This window comes from Rhizobium sp. ZW T2_16, assembly GCF_044987325.1.
Lineage (GTDB): Bacteria > Pseudomonadota > Alphaproteobacteria > Rhizobiales > Rhizobiaceae > Neorhizobium > Neorhizobium cellulosilyticum.
In genome coordinates this window covers 1-19,998 of the sequence record NZ_JBJDRG010000040.1, presented here as the reverse complement: position 1 = coordinate 19,998, position 19,998 = coordinate 1, and the positions used below count along the sequence as shown (strand labels likewise).

The following is a 19,998-nucleotide window of genomic DNA, read 5'->3' as shown; positions in this document are numbered from 1 at the left end:
TCGAGACCGAGCGAGCGGAAAACTTGCTCATAGGTCTCGCGGGTCGCGTCCTCGCCGACCATGGCGCGCACGGGATCCGCAGGCATCATCCGGCCAATGATGAAGGTAAGTACGAGCAGCCCGAGCAGGGTGATTGCAATCGTGCCGAGTTGTTCGGCGACACGGGTAGACCGCAGCCAGCGAGTTGACATATTTCCTCCCCCTGCCTCCCGAGCAGGTCCAAGTTAAGGCCTCCGACGGCCTATCGAGCTTTGTGATGGGCGAAACTACATAGCGACGCGGGCCAACAGCAGGTTTTTGTATCGCTCAAGACTGCCTTCCAGATGGGCCCTCATAGCCGAGCGCGCGTCATCGGCAGATCCGCGCACGATCGCATTCACTATCTTGCCGTGCTCCTCTTGGAGATGAGGGTTCTTGGGAAGCAGCGAGGCAGCATCCTCTGATGTCGCTTTGGGTCCGGCGGCCACCATTCCGGCTTTGACAAGCATCATCAATTCAGGAAATCGGCTATTCTGGGTCGCCTCGGCAATTCGAAGATGCAGGTTGAAGTCAGTGTAACGTGTTGGCTGCTCTCCTTCGATGCTTTCTCCAACATGTCGGTGTGCCTCCAAAATAGCCTCCAACTGAGTTGCAGAGCGACGAGCAGCAGCCAGCGATGCCGCCTCAGTTTCGAACCCAAGCCGTAGCTCTATCAATTCGATAACTGACGAAATTCGCTCCAAAGAGAGGTCTGCGAAAGGGACCGGCTCTTGCACGCGTTCAACGACGAAAGCGCCAACGCCTCTTCTCACCTCGACGAGCCCATCTGACCGCAGGACTGCAATCGCTTCTCTGACGACGGCGCGGCTTACAGAATGCTGGCGAGCAAGCTCGGTCTCACTCGACAGTCTTGCACCTGCGCCAAGTTCCCCAAGCTCAATGCCTTCGCGCAAGGACGCCGTGATGCGTGCAACAAGCGGACGCGCGTCGACAGTGGATACGGCAGCGCCTCGGAGCGAGGTCAATTTGCTCATTTCAATTCTCCCGATAGAGGATTCGTTTATATCGCAGCGGACGATGTATGACAAGAGAGCGGCCGATATGTGATGTCGTAGGACAGGCATAAATGGCCCTGGCAGTCAACGTTTGACCAAATTAACGCATATAAATCAGTATGTAAGGAGGTATTGCTTGATCGGCGTACGGATTTCCTCTCGGCAGCCGATCAGAAAAATACTGATCAGGGTATTTACATGTCCTACTGCACTATGGAACTCTCTGCAACATGTTACGGAGGGAGCTTCAGCTGAAGCTCCGACCAGATTGCATATGGAAGAGAGCTACAGAATGAAGATCGTGGATGTTCAGGTTCGGACGTTTTGGCATACAACTCATCTGGAAAAAGATACGGATGGTCACGATCATCCAGGGCCGGCTCGGCAGGTGAAGAAATCCCTGCTGACGCTGGTTGCGTCGAACGGGGTAGAAGGGCACGCATTCGCCAGCCCGGAGCAGGTCCGGCCATATTTGGTCGATAGTTACGTTCGACCCGTTCTTTTCAAACAAGATTCTTTCGCGCGTGAGCGCTTGTGGCAAGACTTGGCGCATTGGCAGCGCGGCAGCGGTGGCCAGCTGAGTGACCGCACCCTCGGTGTCGTGGATGTCGCGCTGTGGGACCTTTGCGGCAAACTGGCTGGCTTACCAAGCTACAAGCTAGCGGGATCCTACCGTGATAAGGTTCCGACCTATGGTTCGATCATGTGCGGTGACGAGATAGAAGGTGGTCTCGCCACACCCGATGATTACGGACGTTTCGCGGAGTGGCTTGTCAAACGCGGCTATCAGGCTATCAAGCTGCACACGTGGATGCCTCCCGTGAGTTGGTCGCCCAACATCGAAATGGATCTTAAGGCTTGCGCTGCTGTGCGCGAAGCTGTCGGCCCATCTGTGCCCCTGATGCTGGATGCTTACCACTGGTACTCGCGCGAGGAGGCCTACGCTCTTGGTAAGGGACTAGAAGCGCTGAATTTCACTTGGATAGAGGAAGTCATGGATGAACAGTCGATGTCTTCTTACGCGTGGCTTGCTGCAGAACTGAAGATTCCGGTGATTGGTCCGGAATCCATGGGCGGCAAGTACAAGCACCGCGCGGAGTGGGTTAAGGCGGGTGCGTGCGATATTTTGCGTACCGGTGTCGAGGATGTTGGCGGCATCACGCCGGCGCTCAAGACGATGCATTTGGCGGAAAGCTTTGGCATGAACTGTGAAGTTCACGGTCATGGCGCAGAGAACCTCCTCATATCTGCGGTCAGCAAAAATTGCCGCTGGTACGAGCGCGGCCTTCTGCATCCTATGCTGGATTACGACGCGTGCCCCGATTATCTCAACGCCATCGATGATCCGATGGATTCTGAAGGTTATGTCTCGTTGTCCCAACAACCTGGCATCGGGGTCGATATCAATCTCGACTACATCAACAACAATTTGGTCGTGTGAGGACGGCCTCCTGTTGGTGCCGGCTGGAGGAGGAAATGTTATGGGAGGAATATCAGTGGCAAATATAAAGCGTCGAAAATTAATCGCGGTTACGACGGCGATGGGACTTCTGGCTCTATCGCCTTTGACTGCAGCAGCAAAAACACCCGCGAACCAGCTGGTCGTCGGCTTTTCGATGGCAAACGTGCTCACGCTCGATCCTGCTGGAGCTGGCGGTAAGGAGCGCGTCCAAATTATCACCAACCTCTATGACAACCTCGTTGGCATAGATCCGTCCGACCGTACGTCGCTTATGCCCGAGCTCGCAGAACGGTGGGTCATTTCTGAAGACGGAAACTCCATCCGCCTCACCTTGCGTACCGGGGCCGTTTTTGCCTCTGGAAATCCGGTCACCAGCGAGGATGTCGTCTGGTCCTTTAAACGCGTGCTGGCACTCAACTTGGCGCAGGCCACGAACTTTAAGATCAGAGGTTATACGGCCCAGAACGCCGACGAAAATTTCGTGGCGGTTGACGCACAAACTGTCGAGATCCGCATTCCGCAGAAAACCGATCCGAACATCATTCTCCTGACGTTGGCAATGACTGGCCCAGGATCTATTCTGGACAAGAAGACGGTGCTCCAGAATGAAAAGAATGGAGATTTCGGAAGCGGGTGGCTTGCCACGCATGCAGCGGGTTCGGGCGCATTCGGCCTACAAATCATGACTCCGAATGAGATCGTGGTCCTGAAGCGAAACGAAAATTACTGGGGGACGCCGGCAACGATGGACCGGGTTATCATGCGCCACCTGCCGGAATCACAGTCTCAGCGGTTGCTCCTCGCAAAAGGGGATCTTGATATCGCCTACTCGCTGAGCGCGGCGGACCTCAGTACGATGGAAAAGGAAGAGGATATCAAGATCATCAACGAGGTCGGGAACGGCCTGTACTATCTGGCGATGTCGATGAAAGACAAGGCGCTATCGGATCCTAGGGTTAGACAGGCGATTATCAAGCTCATCGATTTTGAAGGGATCAACAATTCCGTCATGAAATACTACGGCGTCGCTCACGGCGATCCGATCCAGATCGGCTTGGGCGGTGAGAAAGGCGTCAAGCCGCCAGCGCCAGACGTTGAGGAAGCGAAATCACTGTTGGCACAGGCGGGCTACGCCAACGGGTTGAAGCTTTCGCTGCACGCACTATCGGAACCGCCTTTTGACAACCTCTCGGTAGCTATTCAGGGCGCCCTCACAGCAGGCGGTATCGACGTCAACATTATCAGCGGTGGTGGCGAGACAGTCTATGGTCCGATGCGCAAGCGCGAGTTTCAACTCGTTGTCGGACGAAGCGGAGGTCAGGTTTCCCATCCCGATGGTGATTTGCGCAGCATCGTCCACAACCCGGACAACAGGGATGAGGCGCAGCTGTCGGGCCTATTGAGTTGGCGCGTGTCCTACAAAGATGACGAACTTAATCGGGAAATCGACGAAGCTCTGTTCTTACCGCCTGATCAGCAGAAGGCGGAGTACGCTGAAATTCAGAAGCTGTACCGAGACAAGGTTCCGGCGATTCAGGCGACTTCTCAAGTCACCGATTGGGTAGCGACGCGCGCCGACATTAGCGGATTAGTGATCAGCCCAGTCTGGCAAACTCGGCTCTCCACCGTCGGAAAAGCGCGCTAGAGATTTGTGCCTAATAGGCGCGACGCGGATCGATTAATTTATTTCGTCGATAATGTTGCCGGCGAGGATACGTCTCGATGGTGGCCGCTTAAGGTAGGCAGACCGGTACGCACGTGGGTGAGACGCGCATGCAAACTCAAGAACCGTTTATCGATACCATGTTTCGGGGGCTGGTGGCCATCAAGGACAATATTAACGTGGAAGGCCTGCGTTGCGCGTGGGGTAGCAAGCTCTATCTTGACCGGATTTGGCCTGCCGACGAACTGCCGGTCGCACGCTTGCGCGCACAAGGTGCAGTAATCCTTGGCAAGGCCAATGTCTCGGAGTTCACGCTGGCCGCGGCAATGTCAACACGCTTGCATTCGGCACGAACCGAAATCCGTAGGATCCGGCGGTGACCAGCGGCGCCTCGACCGGTGGCGGCTCAGCCGGTATCGCAGCCGGTCTCGGTCCCGTGGCGCTCGGCACTGATGGCGGCGGCTCTATCCGCAGACCATCCTCGTACAACAATCTCGTCGGTCTGAAGCCGTCGAGACCGATCCGTACGCGCCTCCAGTCCTTCATCCTTGTAGCGATTGAAGATCTTGTAGCCAGTCTTGCGCGAAATGCCGAACGAACGGCACACATCGCTCATGCTGTCGCCTTCCAGCAGGCGGGCGACAAATCGAAGACGCTCATCCATGACCGAAGTCTCTCTACACGGCATCGACACCTCCCGATAAAGTCGAAAAGTGTAACCCATGTCTTCGGTACGATTTGTCACCTATCTCTCAGGTCGGGCAAGCCTGGCAATTTACTTAACCGAACGCCATATATCAGCTTGGGGCACGTAGCCGGGAAGGGCTCGTCCGCTCCGTCATCTCAACGGATTTCCAATGTGAGAGTTATCTCCTCGCGCATTCAAGGCATCGACAGCTTCATGAACGATTGGCATGTATATACGCCAATCGGCTGGACCAGAGCAGGGCTTATCTTGGGTGGACAGCCTCAATCTTTAACAACAGCGTTTTGGCTTGCTGGTTTAAGTGCCAATGTCGCGCGGATGCCCGCCGAGACTTGATCAACAACTGGTTTTAGTTCGTCATGGGTTGCACCGTCTCGGGCCTGCACAGACAGTCCTTGCAATACGGTCACGAGATAACGAGCGAGAGGGTCGGCGTGTGCCCTATCGATCCAGCGAAGTAGGGCTTTTGAGATCGAGTGACGCATGTCATCTCGCCGTGTGGCGAGTTCCCGCGCGAGGTCGGAATGCTCCTTCGCACTATTCACCATTCCGCTCGAGACCATGCAACCGCGCTCGCCCTCTGGTGAGGTCACCGCGGCAACTGCATTAAGCAACATCGTTTCTACAGCTTGCGGCAAATTGGTAGCGACGCCGAGATCAGTCAACGCGCCCTGCATCCCGAAATATCGGTCCAGCGCCTCTCGGTACAGGCCTGCCTTGCTGCCGAATGCGGCGTAGAGGCTTGGCGGAGCAACGCCAATTGCCAAGGTGAGGTCGTTAAGGGATACCCCCTCGTAGCCGTGTCGCCAGAACAGACGCATCGCGGTATCGATGGCTTTGTCTCTGTCAAAGGTCCGAGGACCGCTGCGTCGCTTCCGAATGATCTTATCCATAGTGATCACTAAAGACTAGTTGACATCGAAAATCAAGTTGCTAGAATTTAGTGATCGATACAAATAAGGCGATGGCCATCGCGTCCCTGTTCGCTGCTACGGGCTCAATTCCAGAATTGTGGAAAGGCCCTGGCTATCAGCTACGGATCCAATTGGATGAGATTGAAGAGATTAACCGGACTGGCTAGGGCGATGAACTTGGCCGTCGTGATCATGTTTTCGGCGTCGGCGGCATACGCTGCCGGAAAGAATTATAGTGTAGAGTCGACGGATGGCGTCGAGATCGCCGTTCAGGAAATTGGAGATCCTGATGGCAAACCGATTGTCTTTATCCACGGCCTGCTCGGGAGCCGCCTCAATTGGGAAGAGCAGACAAGCAGCCCAGAACTGCAGCAATACCGGATGATTACCTATGATCTTCGTGGCCACGGGCAATCGGATAAGCCGGATGACGCAGAAGCCTATCGAGACGGGCGTCGCTGGGCTGATGATCTTGCCGCTGTGCTCAAAGCGAGCGACGCCAAAGAGCCGATCGTTGTAGGATGGTCGCTGGGCGGTGTTGTCATTTCGAACTATCTAGCTGCCTATGGTGACGAACAAGTTGGGGGCATCGTCTATGTAGATGGCGTCATCGAGCTAAGTTCGGCTCTCATCACACCCCATCCTGAGGTCTATGCCGGACTGGCATCCGATGATCTGAAAACGCACCTCGATGCGGTACGCACCTTCCTTGCTTTGTGCTTTCAGAAGCAACCCGATGCGGCGACCTTCGAGCGACTTCTGTCGAATGCCGCAATGGCGTCTTGGGTGATGACAAAAACGGTACCGTCAATGACGGTTGATGTAGCAGATGGCATTCCGAAAGCTCGGGTGCCCGTGTTGCTGCTTTACGGTGGCAAAGACAATCTGGTCATGACTGGCGCCAGCATCGCACGCGCGAAGGAGCTTAATCCCAACGTGCAGTCAAAGGTCTATCCTGATTCAGGTCACGCGCCTTTTCTGGAGGAAGTCCCTCGCTTCAACAGAGATCTCGTAGAATTTGCGAAATCGACCCAAGTGGCAAAGTGATTTGTGTCGGGGCGGCTCTCTCGCCCCGATTAACTCCTTCATGGACCAACAGAGATGCCCGAAACGAAATGTCGGCGACCGAGGACCATAGGGCTGTTCGATGAGCGCACGCCTTTTGACCTGCGGCACGCCAAACTCAATTCTCGACGGCGATGGCGAAGTCCGGCATCAGATCTGTGCCATACCACCGTCGACAGCGATCTCTGAACCAGTCGTAAAACTGCTCTCTTCGCTTGCTAGAAAGAGAGCTGCGGCCGCGACTTCTTCGGGTCGACCCATGCGCCCGAGAGGGATCATATTCGACAGTGCGTCGCGAACTTCTTGAGAGGCTGCGGCCATCATGGCCGTATCGGTGGGACCAGGGCTAACGACGTTAACGCGGATGCCTTTGGGAGCAAGTTCGTTCGCCCAGGTTCGTGTAAACGAACGGACTGCAGCTTTGGTCGCACCGTACACGCCATAGCCTTTGGTGCCGATGTCTCCCGCGATCGAGCCGATCAACACAATCGTTCCGCCCGTCTGCATCATGTCGATCGCACCCTTTGCCGCGAACACGAGGGATTTCACATTCAAGCCGAATGTCCGATCGAAATGATCCTCGGAAATGTCTTCAAGCGGTGCGTATTCGGATATTCCCGCATTCACGACGAGCACGTCGACGCGGCCTTGCTCTGCTCGGATCTGCTCGAATACGCGCTGTAGATCGGCTCGATTACTGGCATCTGCCCGGATCGTCTGGAGGTTTACGGTTTGGATCTGTGACTCGTCCCCAGCTCCCCTGCGGCTGGTCGCGTAGACCTGTGCGCCTTCAGCTACAAACTTTTCAGAAATGGCCCCGCCGATCCCACCCACGCCGCCGATAACTACGGCAACCTTGCTTCCTAATCTGCTCATAATAACTCCCTCAACAGTGACGGAGCGAAGATATAACGTCTATACCTAGGGTCAATTACGCACTATGTGTAAAGCAGATATCAAGGAGTATATCTATGCCGACAGAGAGCGAAGGTCTGCAAATCAAAACCTGCACGTCTCAGAGCCATAAGGCTGTCTCGGCGGAGGTTCTGCTGGATGTAGAGAAGGCGCGGCCGGTACTTGAGCAGATCGCTAACAAGTGGTCGATCCTGATCCTGACCGTCCTGTGCAGCAGGCCGTCTCGCTTCAACGAGATCATGCGACGCCTCGAAGGGATCACGCACAAAGCGCTTTCGGATGCACTGAAGCGCCTGGAGCGAAATGGGCTCATTCGCCGTGAAGTGCTTACGAAAACAACGCCGGTGGGCGTTGAATATACTATCACTTCACTCGGCCGGTCCCTTCAGCAGCCATTCGAGGCTCTTTATGCGTGGTCAATGAAGTACGGACCGGAGATCGAACGCGCTCAGAAGCAATACGATAAAGTACAAGACTAATTCTCAGAGTGAAAATCACATCCGAGAACTCCGACACTAACCGGCATAATAGGTCGGATGATCTCGCTTACGGAACGCCGGTGGCCGGTTATCCTGGCAGCCGGCGGCAATCACCGTTGTTCTCACGCATCGAAGATCGATCTTCTAAGAAGCTGACAGCAATGCGTATCAGTTCTTCGGCAGCTCTCCCGCTGCGCAACCATAGACGCGCACACGTATCGCTGACTCATCGATTGTGCCGCGGATCGCCACCCGCAGCACCATGGCCCCCTGGGCCGTCACTGGGAAGCGCTGCCGACCTCGTCACAGCATCCCATGGTCTTTTGCCGACGGTTCAGAGCACTGCCTCTGTCAGCTAAAGCGGATAGACTGGGCGAGCATGATACCAGTCATCACAAGTGACCATGCTAGCTGCGATTTGTGGGTCGAAAGTTCAAATCGCAGATGTGGACGGCTCCCGACCCGCAAGATATTTCGAGACAATCTGACCAGATCGCTTGCATCCATATGTCCGGCCTTTTTTGCGCTCGCACATGAACGCTGGCCAAGATGGTTTCCGCAACACAGGTCCCAAACATCAAGGCGGCCTTGACGGGCCAATGAGATTTCCGGAGTATCCTGTGTCCCGGATCGATCGATCACACCATCTGCTATTATCCTGCAAGTTGTTGTGTCACCAACACGTGGTGAAGATCAGGATATCCATGGTTCTTGCTCGCCAATCTTCAAGTGGCGCATCTCGTCAAAGCTGCTCCTGATTGTGCGCTGTATGTTTGCCCAGAGATCATGGGTTTCCAGGCTATGCGCGCCATCTTGTTGGCAAGTGCGACCGCTGCCAGTTTAGGTGGCTTACGTCTGAGCAGTTCCGCCAACCATTGAGAAGCCTTACCAGATCGCCGCGCGTGATGGATGACAGCGGTTGCTCCTGCCACCAAGACGGCCCGCAGAGCTTCATCGCCGGCTCGCGTGATACCACCGAGCCGCAGCTTGCCGCCGGTCGAGTGATCTTTTGGCGTCAACCCTATCCAAGCTGCGAACTGGCGGCCAGATTGGAACAGCTCTGGAGCGGGTGTCTTCATGATCAAGAGAGCCGAACCTGCATAGCGGCAATCTAGGTGAGATTCTAATCCTGATTGCCGCGCTATAGCCGAACCGATTGGGCCAATGCCGGGAATGGTGTTGAGACGTCTACTGCGTTCGTCGTTACGCTGCCATAGCAACGCGACGGCGATGGGGCGATGGCGCTGCTTCCGGGGCGTCGACTAGAGCGTTCAGCAGATGTATTGCGGGCGCGGGCATTGGCGGTTGATAACGAGCGGACGATCTTGGCGGCATGGGCGCTGGCATCCTTAGCCGCTGTGGCTCGGACGCTCTTCGGCTCGATGCTATGCTATCTTCAGCAAAAATCCGTTGCATTCTCCGGTATCGCTCAAAGCGACATCAGGCTGCGGATCGTGCCTACTACTTTCGCGTGGTCGTATGGCTTTGCGAGAAAAGCTATGTCTTCGGCCAAATTCCCCAACGGATTTACTCGACCTGAAGTGACAATGATCTTGATCGGCGGCCAGCGATCTCGCACAAAAGCCGCAAGCTTCATACCGTCCATAGTTCCCGGCATATCGATGTCGGTGAAAACGACCGCGATTTCCGGATGGTGCTCGATCATTTTGATGGCCTCGTCCGCATTACCGGCAGAGAAAACGACAAAACCATGATCCTCGAGTTCGTCCTCTATAGCCAAGCGTATGAGGGCTTCGTCTTCGACAACCAGTACGGTGACAGGGAATGATTGCACGACGCCAGATCTCCAAACGAGGACAGCGGCTCTGCTTCAAGCCCTCGAACCGACGGTCCGATATCGTACAAACTAGTCTTTCTCTCAATGCGTTCCAGTCAGGCTCGAAATTTGTCCTGGCAGGGCGTCCTATGCCTTGGAAGGCATGCCAATTTGAGCGTAGTTCGCCTGGAAAAGACGCACCCGAGAACAGGACGAAGATATGCATCCAGAGGCGGCAGTCGCTCCGGGCTTCCTTGCCAACCACGCTGCCCGCGTATTCAACCGTTTGGTGGATAGGGCTTTGCGGCATCACGGGCTTTCGCTCTCTCTCGTCGGTCCAATCATGCTTCTGTTTAGAAGGGCCCGATGCTACAGCGCAACCATGTGCGCTCCTCGCCAATCAAGCAGACAGCGATGGTTGCCCCTCTCGACATGCTGGAGGCGATATCGGGGAGGCGTTAGTGGCCTATGAGATGCGATGCGGCCGATGGTCGAGAAGGGGCAGGGTGTGCCGAAGATTGCTCCCCGCATCATGATCCTCACAGTCGGCTGGCATCAACCTGATGCATGGCGCCCTCAACATCGCGAGCAAGCTGGCCATCCGCAGCCTTCCCGCCAAGCTGTTTGGACAGCCAACCGAATGGACCGAATCTTCCACGCTATAATGAATTGCCAAACTGAGGCATCATCGACGCTACCCTTTCACGCTCGTTCGTCGTGATCTGTCCTCGTCCGGTCGAAACGTCATGAGCGGCAGTGGCAAAGTACGGCGCATTGGGTTAAGATAACTCGACAGCGCGTGCTGCGGTGCTGCGGGTTCCCCCGAAATCCACGGAGACTTCGATCAACCTTCCAACCAAGGGAGCGCGAACCCATGTCTTCAACAGCTTCAAAGGGCCGCATTCAATCAACCCTCCGCCACTTTCTCGACAACGAGGCATCTGGCGGTATTGTACTCATGATCGTCGCCGCCCTGGCGATCATTACGGCGAACTCGCCGCTTGCTGAGGATTATTTCCACGCACTGCACGTTTATATCGGGCCGCTCAGCCTGCAGCACTGGATCAATGACGCGTTGATGGCCGTCTTCTTTCTGCTCGTTGGGCTTGAGATCAAGCGCGAGATGCTGGACGGTCAGCTTTCCTCCTGGAGCCGACGCATCCTCCCCGGCGCGGCAGCAGCAGGCGGCATGCTGTTTCCGGCGCTGTTTTATGTCTTCTTCAATCGGCATGATCCTTCAGCGCTGAGAGGATGGGCAATACCGACCGCCACCGATATCGCCTTCGCGCTGGGTGTGATCTCGCTGTTCGGATCGCGCGTACCGGCATCGCTCAAGATCTTCCTCGCGGCACTGGCAATCATCGACGATCTCGGCGCCGTTATCGTCATTGCCTTGTTTTACACCGAAGATCTCAACCTCATGGCGCTTGCCGGCGCTGCAATCGTGCTCGGCAACCTGATCATCTTCAATCGCATGAAGGTGACGGCGCTTTGGCCCTATCTGGTTCTCGGGGCAGCGTTGTGGGTTCTGGTTTTTGCGTCAGGTGTTCACGCGACGCTGGCTGGCGTGATGCTTGCCCTGACGATCCCGCTGAAGCTGACGCCTGGCTTGCCGGAAGCCACTCATGGCGAATCCCCGCTCCACAAGCTCGAGCATAGTCTGCACAAGCCGGTGGCTTTCATCGTCGTGCCCGTCTTCGGTTTTGCCAATGCTGGTGTCTCGTTTGCGGGAGTGACGGCAGATGTTTTCGCTGAGCCTTTGACCATGGGCGTAGCGGCCGGTCTGCTGTTCGGCAAACTGGTCGGCGTTCTCGGGACGGTCGCGCTTCTCGTCAAGCTGGGACTGGCCGACCTGCCGGCTAGAGCAAGCTGGGGTCAGATGATGGGAACTGCATTCTTGTGCGGGATCGGCTTCACGATGAGCCTGTTCATTGGCCTGCTTGCTTTCAACGATCCTGTCGTTCAGGATCATGTCAAAATTGGCATCCTCTTGGGTTCCGTCGTCGCTGCAATTCTCGGTTCGATCTGCCTGTCAGTATTCAGCCGTCGAGGCGGATAGCAAAGGGCAGTGACATCATTGAGCTGGCCGAGGATAGCTCTTGATTGCCGTCGGTTAGCAGCGGCACTTCGGGCGTCCATCGTCATCCCCTATGTCAGTCAGCGGATCGCCCAGGTTCGGAGGATGTTGGAGACATCAAGCCCATCGGATGCCTTCTCGTGCCGAAAGGCTTGCTCGTCGCGTACGGAGCAAGCCTATCAACTGGCTAAATATCAGTCCTCGCCTTGGCTATGCCAAGAAATCGAGCAGATCCTTGTTCAGCCGATCGGGTGCGGTGGCAAACAGACCGTGCGGCTCACCTTCATATTCAATGAGTTGTGCGCCCGGGATCGCAGCGGCCGCGGTCCGGCTGGATGGATCGATCGGCACGGTCTTGTCCGCCGTTCCGTGGATGACGAGGGTCGGGATGGTGAACGCCGACAAATCGCCCCGGAAGTCAGTCTTACCGAACGCATCCACGCAATCAATCGTCGCTTTTGGACTGGCCATGATGCCGAGTGTAAAAGACCAGTCGAGAATGCCGTCGCTGACCGGGCTTGTGACCCATCCAACACCATAGAACGTCTTCGCGAAATCCTGAAGGAAGGCAAACCGGTCCTTGCGGATCTGGGATTTCATATCCTCGAAGACGCTGACGTCCACGCCATCGGGATTACTTTGGTCCTTCAGCAGATAGCCCGCAACCGATGCAACCAGGATCGCTTTGGACACACGAGACGCCCCGTGACGGCTCAGGTAGCGCGCGATTTCACCACCGCCCATCGAAAAGCCGACAAGTGCAACGTCCTGTAGGTTGAGTTCCTCAAGAACGCTTGCCAGGTCATCGGCAAACGTATCGTAATCATAACCGGTTGCAGGATGACCGGACTGACCAAATCCGCGGCGGTCATAGGTCACGACCCTGTATCCGGCTTCGAGAAGCGCGAGGGTCTGATATTCGAACATGTCGCCGGTCAGCGGCCAACCGTGGATGAGAACCACTGGGCGGCCATTTCCCATATCCTTTACATGCAGTTGCGTTCCATCTTTCGCCTCGATAAATGCCATCGGTATCTCCTCTTGCGTGACGGGGAGTAAACACTTCGGCAGGACGCGGTGTTCCAGGTTAGAAGCGAGCTTATGGTGCAAAAAACGAATAGCCCGATGGCTGGACATGGAAGCGCCTTGGTCTCGGATTTCGCATTCAACGGCTTAAATACTTACAAAGCTTTCCCACTACACCATTTACGCTGAACTATGGCATTGGACCACTACTGGGAAGGCTTCGACTGGGCGAGTACGCCATTAGGTCCGAAAGAAACATGGTCGTCAGCGTTGCGCACGACCTACGACATCATGTCTTCCACCAGCTTTGGCATGTGCGCGACCTGGGGATCGGAGAAAACCTTCCTCTATAACGAAGCCTATGCGCCCTTCCTCGGAGATCGGCATCCCTGGGCACTGGGGCAACCTATCGACCAGGTTTGGCCGGAAGTGTGGCAGGACATCGAGCCGTTGATTGCGCGGGCGATGGCGGGCGAAACCGTTTATCTGCAAAACCTTCACCTGGTGATGACCCGCAAAGGTTATGCGGAAGATACCTACTGGACATTTTCCTACAGCCCCCTGCGTGACGGAGACACCATCAAGGGATTTCTGGATGTCGCCTACGAGACGACAGAGTTACTCGCTGCGCAGTCACGCGACCGCGTTAACGCCGAGCGTGTCCAACTGGCGTTGAGCGCCGGGGCGATCATCGGCACCTGGGTCTGGGATATTCCGACGGACCAGTTCACCATTGATGCGGCCTTCGCGGATAGTTTTGGTCTCGATCCGGCATTGGGTCGCAGCGGCGTTCCCCTGGACCAGATCATTTCCACGGTTCACCCGGAAGATCGCGATGGGCTCGTCGCCGCCATCAATGATGCAATCGAACGGCGAGGGCATTACGCCTACCAATATCGCGTTCGGCGTCAAGACGGCAATTTCTACTGGATCGAAGCGAACGGTCGTGTCGATTGCGATGCCGATGGGAAGCCGTTTCGTTTTCCCGGTGTGCTCATCGATGTTGACGATCGCCGTGCCGTCGAGGCGGAGCGCGACCGGGCGATCGCCATGCTGCAGGTTTTGAACGACGACCTGGAGCATCGGGTTGCCGAGCGTACAGCAGAACTCCTCAAGGCGGAGGAGGCGTTGCGCCAAGCGCAAAAAATGGAGGCTGTGGGCCAGTTGACCGGCGGCCTTGCTCACGACTTCAACAACCTGCTCGCAGGAATATCCGGAAGCCTACAACTCGTGACACGCCGCCTTACCCAAGGTCGCACGGCAGATGTCGAAAGATATCTCTCGGCAGCCCAGGGTGCCGTTCAGAGGGCCGCCGCATTGACGCACCGACTGCTGGCCTTCTCGCGCCGCCAGACGCTCGATCCGAAGCCGACCAGTGTCAATCGGCTGATCGACGAACTGGAGGATTTGATCCGTCGCACTGTTGGTCCGTCGATCGAGCTCGATGTGATCGGGACGGCCGGCCTTTGGCCGGCACTGGTGGACTCATCTCAGCTGGAAAACGCGCTTCTCAACCTGTGCATCAACGCCCGTGACGCCATGCCGAATGGTGGACGAATTACCATCAACACAGAAAACATCGTCCTGGATCAGGCTGCGGCTTCGGCCCATGATTTGCCCATGGGGGAATATCTCCTGATCTGCGTGAGCGATAGCGGTACCGGTATCCCCGAAGACATCCGCGAAAAGGTTTTCGAGCCGTTCTTCACGACCAAGCCACTTGGCGAAGGAACTGGGCTCGGCCTATCGATGATATATGGCTTCGCAAAGCAGTCCGGCGGACAGGTGACGATCTCGTCGGAAGAAGGAAAGGGCACGACCGTCTGTCTATATCTGCCACGACATGTGATGGATGGTGATGTGAACGACGAACAGTCCGAGCAGCGAGTGCTTACGCGCTCTGAGCAGGGCGAAACCGTTCTGGTGGTCGATGACGAGCCGACAGTGCGAATGCTGATCTCAGATATCCTGCATGAGCTCGACTACACTGTCATTGAAGCTGGTGATAGCGTTGCTGGCATGAAGATCCTGCAATCGGACGTCAGGATTGACCTCCTCGTCAGTGACGTCGGCCTTCCGGGAGGTATGAATGGCCGGCAGATGGCGGACGCTGCACGCCAGTCACGGCCGGATCTCAAAGTACTCTTCATAACCGGATACGCGGAGAGTTCGACTGTCCGCGATGGTCACCTCGATCAAGGAATGTCCGTCATGAGCAAGCCGTTCCCGGTGGAACTCCTAGCCGCCCGCGTGCGAGAGATGATTTCTCAGAACTGACGGGGAGGCGTCCATCTCGCTCTCGACCGTCAGCCACTCAAGGCTGCAACCGAGATGTCAATCGCGGTTTTGACTTAGTGCCGGCAACTCGTTGGAAGGCATCGTCATTCGGATAGGAGCGCCATCGGAATGCGCAGAGTGAACCGCGTCTCGTGCGAGGTGGAGACAATATCGATCCGGCCGCCATGCGCTTCGGCGATCCTGGAGGCGATGTAAAGTCCAAGGCCCAGACCTTCAGTACGTTCCTGACCGTGATGCCGGCTGAACGGCTGGAACAGCTTCTCCAGCGCGCTGTCCGGTATTGGTTTGCCGCCATTGGATACCGAAAGCTCCAGCCCGGTGTCCGATGTGGCCGCCATGACAAGCACGGGCAGATCGGCAGCCCCGTGGGTCAGAGCATTACCAAGCAGGTTAGAGAAGAGCTGTGCAATCCGTTTGTGGTCAACCGACACCTGTCGCTCCAGCGCAAAATGGGTAACGATCTCTCGTTCCGTCCAGACGCTCCGTAGTTCTCCCACAACCTGATCAAGGGCCGGCTGGAGTGGCTCATTCGACAGCTGAAGGGAGATGCCGCCGCCGAGGCGGCCGCGGGCAAAGTCCATGACGTTGTCGACCAAGTTCCCCATGCGATCAACGCTCTTCAGCATCATCGCGACCACTGTTCTGGCGCGATCGTCCAGAGTAGACTTGGTCAGAAGCCGTGCGCCAGCTCCGATCGAGGCAAGAGGGTTGCGCAGGTCATGCCCGAGCACGGCGATGAACTGTTCGCGGATTTCCGCGACCTCAATCTCTTCCTGGAGCCGCTCTTCAGAGGCGACGAGCCGATTGCGTGCATCCAGATGATTTGCAATCAGTTCTGCAAACAGCTTGAACATCGTCAGGATCTTGGAATTGTTCACCTGCGCCGGGCGTGGATCGATCGCGCACAACGTCCCGAAGAATGTGCCGTCACTCAAGGTAATCGGAACTGAGATATAACTCTGGAAGCCATATTGCAGTGGCGTATGGTGCCCAATCCAGATATCGCTTTTGTCGACATGGTCGATTGCGACCGCCTCTTGATTTTGGCGGATCTCGTGGCAGATGGTGGTTTCGACCTGGAGTTCGCCACCTGGCTTTAGGCCGAAATCGATGTTGTCGAGAACCTCGCAGGCAATCCACCGTCCCTCGGTGACACGAGCGACTGCAGCAAATCCCATGCCAGTGGTCTGGCGGATGACGTCAAAGATCGAAGATACCGCGGGAATATCGGCAATGGCATCGATGTCAGCTTGAAATTCGTGCGGCAATAATCTTGTCCGGTCTCGACGGTTGCAGTTATCGAAACGGACAGGGAGACGCTTGCTGTCCGAAACCTTATATCACCAAATTCAATCGCATAATTCTCTGATCGTCGTCAAAACAAGTTCTTGATTAATCGGTTTGTTGAGGAAACGAGCGTGGGTCGGAAGATCACCTTCTTCGGGGATCACAGCGCCAGAGGCGACAATGATGGAGATATCTGGCCAGTGCTCCCCGATGTAGTTGGCCAATTCAATCCCGTTGAGGCGGCCGGGCATCTGCACATCCGTAACAATCAACTTCAAGGTATTGTGCTGTTTCAGGAAGGCGAGGGCCTCGTCGGCGGTGCGGGCCTCGATGACGTGATAGCCAGCCTCGCTCACCATATCCGCCGTATTCATCAGTATGAGCGGCTCATCATCGACGACGAGAGCGATCGGGTGAGGTAATCCAGCGAATGTTTGTTTATCCATGCGTCACAACCCGTCGAAGGTGATTCAGTTCCGAGGTCTGCTTTTGGTGCCAGGGGTCGAAGGGCCACATCAAATTTAGGCATAAGGGACCACTCCTGCTCTTTCCGGCGTGAATCTGGCTCCCACTCAACTGTGGCTGAAGATTTTCTGAATGAGCTCGTGGGATATCGGCAACGCCTCGGGTCGCAACGCGCGCGTTTCACCTACCCGCGTTTCTAAGAAGGTCAATTTCCCTGGCAATGGGCCCGAGAAGTTTTCTCAATCGGTTCTCTTCGACCCGATCCAGCCGAAACCTTTTTGCGAAATCGCTGACCAGCACGGTTTTGGTGGCGCCTGACTGAGACGGTGGTTTGGTTTTGTCCGAGTGTCTATGCACGGTCGTATCCTTTCGCGGAGACGGTATGCTCAACGGAAATGGCCGAGGTCCAATGTGATGGTGCTGCTTCGCGCTTTCGCGTAGGCGGATGCCGCAGCTTTCAGAATTCTTGGTCGCAGCGCATCGAAGGATGCCAGATAGTCATCTTCCGTGGCATTCCGCTGAGATTTCTCGCAGGCAAGGACTTCGGTTGCCAGATAAAATTTTATCTCGAACATCCCGTCGTATCCTGTAAACCGGACACAGCGGTTTTTGTCGTCGAAGCTGCGAGCCCCATTCGGGAATGAGATGCCCATCAGCGTCTTCCCACGTCTTTCCATCTCTCGATGGCACCTTCTTTCGATATGTGATCAAACGGCGCTCCGGCAGTCGCCAGACGACTGCGACGGTCGAGTGCCTCCAAAAGCGCTGTTTTTGTTCTTGCTCCGCCGCGGAATTGGGCCGTGAGGAAGATCGAGGCGTCACGTTTCATGTCGGAGCTCGCATCGGAATCGACGCCTCTAAGACCCGCGGTCCTCAATGCCTCCCTGACCAGCTTGAACCCGGCCTTGTCAAAATGCGATGCTGCTGGAGTGGAAGACATATCGTCCTCCTTTTGTTTGGGGCAAGGTTTTGCGCCCTTGATGGCAGCGCCCTGAAGACAAGCTGCCACTATCACCATAAGTCGTGCTAAAATATCGAATTGCAAGGCTTGGTTGATCGAAGCCGCTTCTACAAGGCGGTCAGAGACCCCAAGGAAGCATTGGACCAGCGCTCGACACTGGGCTCTCTATGCGCGCGGCACGGAGCGGTGGCCCAAACCTTCGATCGTCAGCGACCATGCCCAAACTTATCAACCCCGCGCGCTCGACGCGGCGAGGCCGGAGGAACACGATGCGAAACTCAATCGACAGCGGGACTGATCACAAAATCCTGGCAGATCACGCTAGCCGTTATCTTGGAAAGACGTTCGATTTGCTCAGCGAACGAGAGCGTTCCATCGTCCGTCGTCTGATCGAGCGCCGGTCAATTACGCATGACACCAATCAATCTTTCGATGAGAAGCTGACGACGGCTGAACGGATGGCAGACAAGGTGGCGGAATTCGGAGGGTCTTGGACCTTCATCGTAATCTTCGCCTTCGTCCTTCTGGTGTGGGTGACAGGCAACCTTGCAGCATCCCTTTGGGCCTTCGATCCCTATCCCTTTATTTTCCTAAATCTGATCCTGTCGATGTTGGCTGCGGTCCAGGCGCCCGTCATCATGATGAGCCAGAACAGATATGCGGCAAAGGATCGGCTTGCAGCAGCACACGACTACGAGGTCAACCTGAAAGCGGAGATCGAGATCATGGCGCTTCACGACAAGCTTGACCAGATCCGCAATGTCGAGATCAGGGATCTGTTCGCCAGGCAGCAAGAACAGCTGACGATGCTTGCCAATTTTATCGGCGCCACGAAACCGTGAGGCGTCGGCACTCCTGACCGCAGCAAAGTCTTTTAAGCCGGTCATCGGCTTGGCAAACTCGTCCGTCCCGTTGCAAAAACGACGAAATTCCGACTACGGTTTCGCGGACCAGATCGGCTTCTGGAGCATGCAGAACTGTCGCCCGCCGGCTTTATCGTCGGCAGAGATCTGCTCATCACCATTCGCTTCGAACACCTTCCGACCTTCGACGCAGTGGTAGAGCGACTGGGCCACGATAAAACGCTGACGACTGGCTTTGGCGTCTTCATCGCGCCTCTGGAGGCGATCGTTGACCGCGGTGCCGACGCTCTAGAGCATATCGAGGCAGCCGTTGACGGTTCGCCCTATCGTGCGCTTCCGCAGCAGTGATGAAGAGAAACCAAGCCAACTCTTCAACTTAGACATGTCCTAATGCTTTCTAGAAGCACCCCGGGAGCATGAGGTTTTGGGATGAACCGCTCGGCAAAAGAGATTTCGCCTTCTGTGAACGACCAGTTTCCTGAGGTCAGAATGATGCGAATGGGGGGCCAGCGATCCCGGATAAGCTTGGCAAGCTCCATTCCTTCTGCAGCCGTGAATAGGTCGATGTCAGTCAGCACGAGACGAATATCGGCCTGCGTCTCTAGGATGGCGATTGCATGCGAAGCGTCCTCGGCCTCGAATACCTCATATCCGGCCTCTTCCAGCTCCTCCACGATAAGGAATCTCAAGACGGGCTCGTCTTCGACAACAAGAATGGCCTCTGCTTTGGGCATGTCTGTCACGCTCATCGGTTACTCTGTACGGTATCGTACGCTCAGAACTGTTCGCGGTAATGCCGGTTCCAGCTGTCGTCAAAAGAATTGCAGCAAGTTGGTTAGCATGTTTTGGCGCGAGGGCGGAGCATGCCACGCTCTCCAATGTTGGTTTCCACGCGGAACTGAGCCGGTTTTTCCACCGAGAAGTGAGCCACCTCTGAGTATGGTTTTTTGATCAGGCTTTGGTCAAGGGATTGGCCTTTTCTCCTCTCTTCTGAGCTGCTGCGGCC

At 56.0% G+C, this 19,998-nt stretch carries 19 protein-coding genes and 5 pseudogenes; 11 read left to right on the top strand and 13 right to left on the bottom strand.

Features of this window, described 5'->3' with window-relative positions; genetic code table 11:
- Positions 1 to 191: pseudogene (locus ACI3K0_RS29925) on the bottom strand (ABC transporter permease); the annotation flags it as partial.
- Positions 192 to 266: 75 nt separating this feature from the next.
- Positions 267 to 1,013 carry a FadR/GntR family transcriptional regulator gene (locus ACI3K0_RS29920; RefSeq protein WP_404946911.1) on the bottom strand — a complete coding sequence of 249 codons (747 nt, stop codon included), beginning with the start codon at positions 1,011 to 1,013 and terminating at the stop codon, positions 267 to 269.
- 313 nt (positions 1,014 to 1,326) lie between these two features.
- Between ACI3K0_RS29920 and ACI3K0_RS29915 the strand changes: the two genes are divergently transcribed.
- The 4 genes and pseudogenes from ACI3K0_RS29915 to ACI3K0_RS29900 form a co-directional block, all read left to right on the top strand.
- Positions 1,327 to 2,475 carry an enolase C-terminal domain-like protein gene (locus tag ACI3K0_RS29915; protein ID WP_404946910.1) on the top strand — a complete coding sequence of 383 codons (1,149 nt, stop codon included), beginning with the start codon at positions 1,327 to 1,329 and terminating at the stop codon, positions 2,473 to 2,475.
- A 55-nt stretch (positions 2,476 to 2,530) separates the two neighbouring features.
- A complete protein-coding gene (locus tag ACI3K0_RS29910; protein WP_404946909.1) occupies positions 2,531 to 4,141 on the top strand; it encodes an ABC transporter substrate-binding protein in 1,611 nt (536 codons plus the stop codon).
- 128 nt (positions 4,142 to 4,269) lie between these two features.
- Entirely contained in the window at positions 4,270 to 4,539 is a 270-nt protein-coding gene (locus tag ACI3K0_RS29905) for an amidase family protein (RefSeq protein WP_404946908.1), read from the top strand.
- Positions 4,536 to 4,763, top strand: a pseudogene (locus ACI3K0_RS29900) (amidase family protein); the annotation flags it as partial. The gene ACI3K0_RS29905 and the pseudogene ACI3K0_RS29900, both read left to right, overlap by 4 nt.
- Here the strand turns inward: ACI3K0_RS29900 and ACI3K0_RS29895 are convergent.
- Together ACI3K0_RS29895 and ACI3K0_RS29890 are read right to left on the bottom strand one after the other, a co-directional pair.
- Positions 4,701 to 4,847 (bottom strand): annotated as a pseudogene (locus tag ACI3K0_RS29895) (helix-turn-helix domain-containing protein); the annotation flags it as partial. The pseudogenes ACI3K0_RS29900 and ACI3K0_RS29895 overlap by 63 nt on opposite strands.
- Before the next feature lie 281 nt (positions 4,848 to 5,128).
- On the bottom strand, positions 5,129 to 5,758 hold the full coding sequence (locus tag ACI3K0_RS29890) for a TetR/AcrR family transcriptional regulator (RefSeq protein WP_404946907.1): 630 nt from the start codon (positions 5,756 to 5,758) through the stop codon (positions 5,129 to 5,131).
- Positions 5,759 to 5,965: 207 nt separating this feature from the next.
- Here ACI3K0_RS29890 and ACI3K0_RS29885 point away from each other — a divergent pair, with 207 nt between their 5' ends.
- A complete protein-coding gene (locus ACI3K0_RS29885) occupies positions 5,966 to 6,826 on the top strand; it encodes an alpha/beta fold hydrolase (protein ID WP_404946913.1) in 861 nt (286 codons plus the stop codon).
- Positions 6,827 to 6,994: 168 nt separating this feature from the next.
- On the opposite strand, the gene ACI3K0_RS29880 is transcribed toward ACI3K0_RS29885, so the two are convergent.
- Positions 6,995 to 7,720, bottom strand: a complete 726-nt coding sequence (locus ACI3K0_RS29880) for an SDR family NAD(P)-dependent oxidoreductase (protein WP_404946906.1) — start codon at positions 7,718 to 7,720, stop codon at positions 6,995 to 6,997.
- Between the two features lie 95 nt (positions 7,721 to 7,815).
- Here ACI3K0_RS29880 and ACI3K0_RS29875 point away from each other — a divergent pair, with 95 nt between their 5' ends.
- The gene (locus ACI3K0_RS29875; protein ID WP_404946905.1) at positions 7,816 to 8,238 is read left to right on the top strand and encodes a winged helix-turn-helix transcriptional regulator; all 423 of its coding nucleotides are present in this window, start codon (positions 7,816 to 7,818) and stop codon (positions 8,236 to 8,238) included.
- Between the two features lie 725 nt (positions 8,239 to 8,963).
- On the opposite strand, the pseudogene ACI3K0_RS29870 reads toward ACI3K0_RS29875, so the two are convergent.
- Together ACI3K0_RS29870 and ACI3K0_RS29865 are read right to left on the bottom strand one after the other, a co-directional pair.
- A pseudogene (locus ACI3K0_RS29870) lies at positions 8,964 to 9,458 on the bottom strand (transposase); the annotation flags it as partial.
- A gap of 209 nt (positions 9,459 to 9,667) precedes the next feature.
- On the bottom strand, positions 9,668 to 10,033 hold the full coding sequence (locus ACI3K0_RS29865; protein ID WP_404946904.1) for a response regulator: 366 nt from the start codon (positions 10,031 to 10,033) through the stop codon (positions 9,668 to 9,670).
- A gap of 856 nt (positions 10,034 to 10,889) precedes the next feature.
- Here ACI3K0_RS29865 and nhaA point away from each other — a divergent pair.
- Positions 10,890 to 12,074 carry a Na+/H+ antiporter NhaA gene (nhaA, locus tag ACI3K0_RS29860; protein WP_404946903.1) on the top strand — a complete coding sequence of 395 codons (1,185 nt, stop codon included), beginning with the start codon at positions 10,890 to 10,892 and terminating at the stop codon, positions 12,072 to 12,074.
- A gap of 228 nt (positions 12,075 to 12,302) precedes the next feature.
- Here nhaA and ACI3K0_RS29855 read toward each other — a convergent pair whose 3' ends face one another.
- Positions 12,303 to 13,121, bottom strand: coding sequence for an alpha/beta fold hydrolase (locus tag ACI3K0_RS29855; protein WP_404946912.1), 819 nt, complete (start codon positions 13,119 to 13,121; stop codon positions 12,303 to 12,305).
- 189 nt (positions 13,122 to 13,310) lie between these two features.
- Between ACI3K0_RS29855 and ACI3K0_RS29850 the strand changes: the two genes are divergently transcribed.
- Positions 13,311 to 15,395, top strand: coding sequence for an ATP-binding protein (locus ACI3K0_RS29850; protein ID WP_404946902.1), 2,085 nt, complete (start codon positions 13,311 to 13,313; stop codon positions 15,393 to 15,395).
- A 104-nt stretch (positions 15,396 to 15,499) separates the two neighbouring features.
- Here ACI3K0_RS29850 and ACI3K0_RS29845 read toward each other — a convergent pair whose 3' ends face one another.
- Positions 15,500 to 16,684: an ATP-binding protein gene (locus ACI3K0_RS29845; protein ID WP_404946901.1), complete on the bottom strand. Its 1,185-nt coding sequence runs from the start codon at positions 16,682 to 16,684 to the stop codon at positions 15,500 to 15,502.
- Positions 16,685 to 16,765: 81 nt separating this feature from the next.
- Positions 16,766 to 17,149, bottom strand: coding sequence for a response regulator (locus ACI3K0_RS29840; RefSeq protein ID WP_404946900.1), 384 nt, complete (start codon positions 17,147 to 17,149; stop codon positions 16,766 to 16,768).
- A 151-nt stretch (positions 17,150 to 17,300) separates the two neighbouring features.
- Here ACI3K0_RS29840 and ACI3K0_RS29835 point away from each other — a divergent pair, with 151 nt between their 5' ends.
- Positions 17,301 to 17,486 (top strand): hypothetical protein, encoded by a 186-nt coding sequence (locus tag ACI3K0_RS29835; protein ID WP_404946899.1) that lies wholly within the window; start codon positions 17,301 to 17,303, stop codon positions 17,484 to 17,486.
- 68 nt (positions 17,487 to 17,554) lie between these two features.
- Here ACI3K0_RS29835 and ACI3K0_RS29830 read toward each other — a convergent pair whose 3' ends face one another.
- Both ACI3K0_RS29830 and ACI3K0_RS29825 read right to left on the bottom strand, forming a co-directional pair.
- Positions 17,555 to 17,821, bottom strand: coding sequence for a DUF1488 domain-containing protein (locus tag ACI3K0_RS29830; RefSeq protein ID WP_404946898.1), 267 nt, complete (start codon positions 17,819 to 17,821; stop codon positions 17,555 to 17,557).
- Positions 17,821 to 18,213, bottom strand: a complete 393-nt coding sequence (locus ACI3K0_RS29825) for a hypothetical protein (protein ID WP_404946897.1) — start codon at positions 18,211 to 18,213, stop codon at positions 17,821 to 17,823. The genes ACI3K0_RS29830 and ACI3K0_RS29825 overlap by 1 nt, the downstream gene beginning before the upstream one ends.
- 185 nt (positions 18,214 to 18,398) lie before the next feature.
- On the opposite strand from ACI3K0_RS29825, the gene ACI3K0_RS29820 reads away from it, so the two are divergent.
- Positions 18,399 to 18,971: a DUF1003 domain-containing protein gene (locus ACI3K0_RS29820; RefSeq protein WP_404946896.1), complete on the top strand. Its 573-nt coding sequence runs from the start codon at positions 18,399 to 18,401 to the stop codon at positions 18,969 to 18,971.
- A gap of 108 nt (positions 18,972 to 19,079) precedes the next feature.
- A pseudogene (locus tag ACI3K0_RS29815) lies at positions 19,080 to 19,340 on the top strand (CorA family divalent cation transporter); the annotation flags it as partial.
- Between the two features lie 23 nt (positions 19,341 to 19,363).
- Here ACI3K0_RS29815 and ACI3K0_RS29810 read toward each other — a convergent pair.
- A complete protein-coding gene (locus tag ACI3K0_RS29810; RefSeq protein WP_404946895.1) occupies positions 19,364 to 19,741 on the bottom strand; it encodes a response regulator in 378 nt (125 codons plus the stop codon).
- Positions 19,742 to 19,998: the final 257 nt, after the last annotated feature.

Excerpts from the sequence above, each read along its gene's own strand:
- ACI3K0_RS29835 (WP_404946899.1), top strand. The coding sequence starts at position 17,301 with ATGAGCTCGTGGGATATCGGCAACGCCTCGGGTCGCAACGCGCGCGTT.
- ACI3K0_RS29830 (WP_404946898.1), bottom strand. The coding sequence starts at position 17,821 with ATGGGCATCTCATTCCCGAATGGGGCTCGCAGCTTCGACGACAAAAAC.
- ACI3K0_RS29880 (WP_404946906.1), bottom strand. The coding sequence starts at position 7,720 with ATGAGCAGATTAGGAAGCAAGGTTGCCGTAGTTATCGGCGGCGTGGGT.
- ACI3K0_RS29920 (WP_404946911.1), bottom strand. The coding sequence starts at position 1,013 with ATGAGCAAATTGACCTCGCTCCGAGGCGCTGCCGTATCCACTGTCGAC.
- nhaA (WP_404946903.1), top strand. The coding sequence starts at position 10,890 with ATGTCTTCAACAGCTTCAAAGGGCCGCATTCAATCAACCCTCCGCCAC.
- ACI3K0_RS29915 (WP_404946910.1), top strand. The coding sequence starts at position 1,327 with ATGAAGATCGTGGATGTTCAGGTTCGGACGTTTTGGCATACAACTCAT.
- ACI3K0_RS29820 (WP_404946896.1), top strand. The coding sequence starts at position 18,399 with ATGCGAAACTCAATCGACAGCGGGACTGATCACAAAATCCTGGCAGAT.
- ACI3K0_RS29890 (WP_404946907.1), bottom strand. The coding sequence starts at position 5,758 with ATGGATAAGATCATTCGGAAGCGACGCAGCGGTCCTCGGACCTTTGAC.
- ACI3K0_RS29855 (WP_404946912.1), bottom strand. The coding sequence starts at position 13,121 with ATGGCATTTATCGAGGCGAAAGATGGAACGCAACTGCATGTAAAGGAT.
- ACI3K0_RS29810 (WP_404946895.1), bottom strand. The coding sequence starts at position 19,741 with ATGAGCGTGACAGACATGCCCAAAGCAGAGGCCATTCTTGTTGTCGAA.
- ACI3K0_RS29850 (WP_404946902.1), top strand. The coding sequence starts at position 13,311 with ATGGCATTGGACCACTACTGGGAAGGCTTCGACTGGGCGAGTACGCCA.
- ACI3K0_RS29875 (WP_404946905.1), top strand. The coding sequence starts at position 7,816 with ATGCCGACAGAGAGCGAAGGTCTGCAAATCAAAACCTGCACGTCTCAG.
- ACI3K0_RS29840 (WP_404946900.1), bottom strand. The coding sequence starts at position 17,149 with ATGGATAAACAAACATTCGCTGGATTACCTCACCCGATCGCTCTCGTC.
- ACI3K0_RS29905 (WP_404946908.1), top strand. The coding sequence starts at position 4,270 with ATGCAAACTCAAGAACCGTTTATCGATACCATGTTTCGGGGGCTGGTG.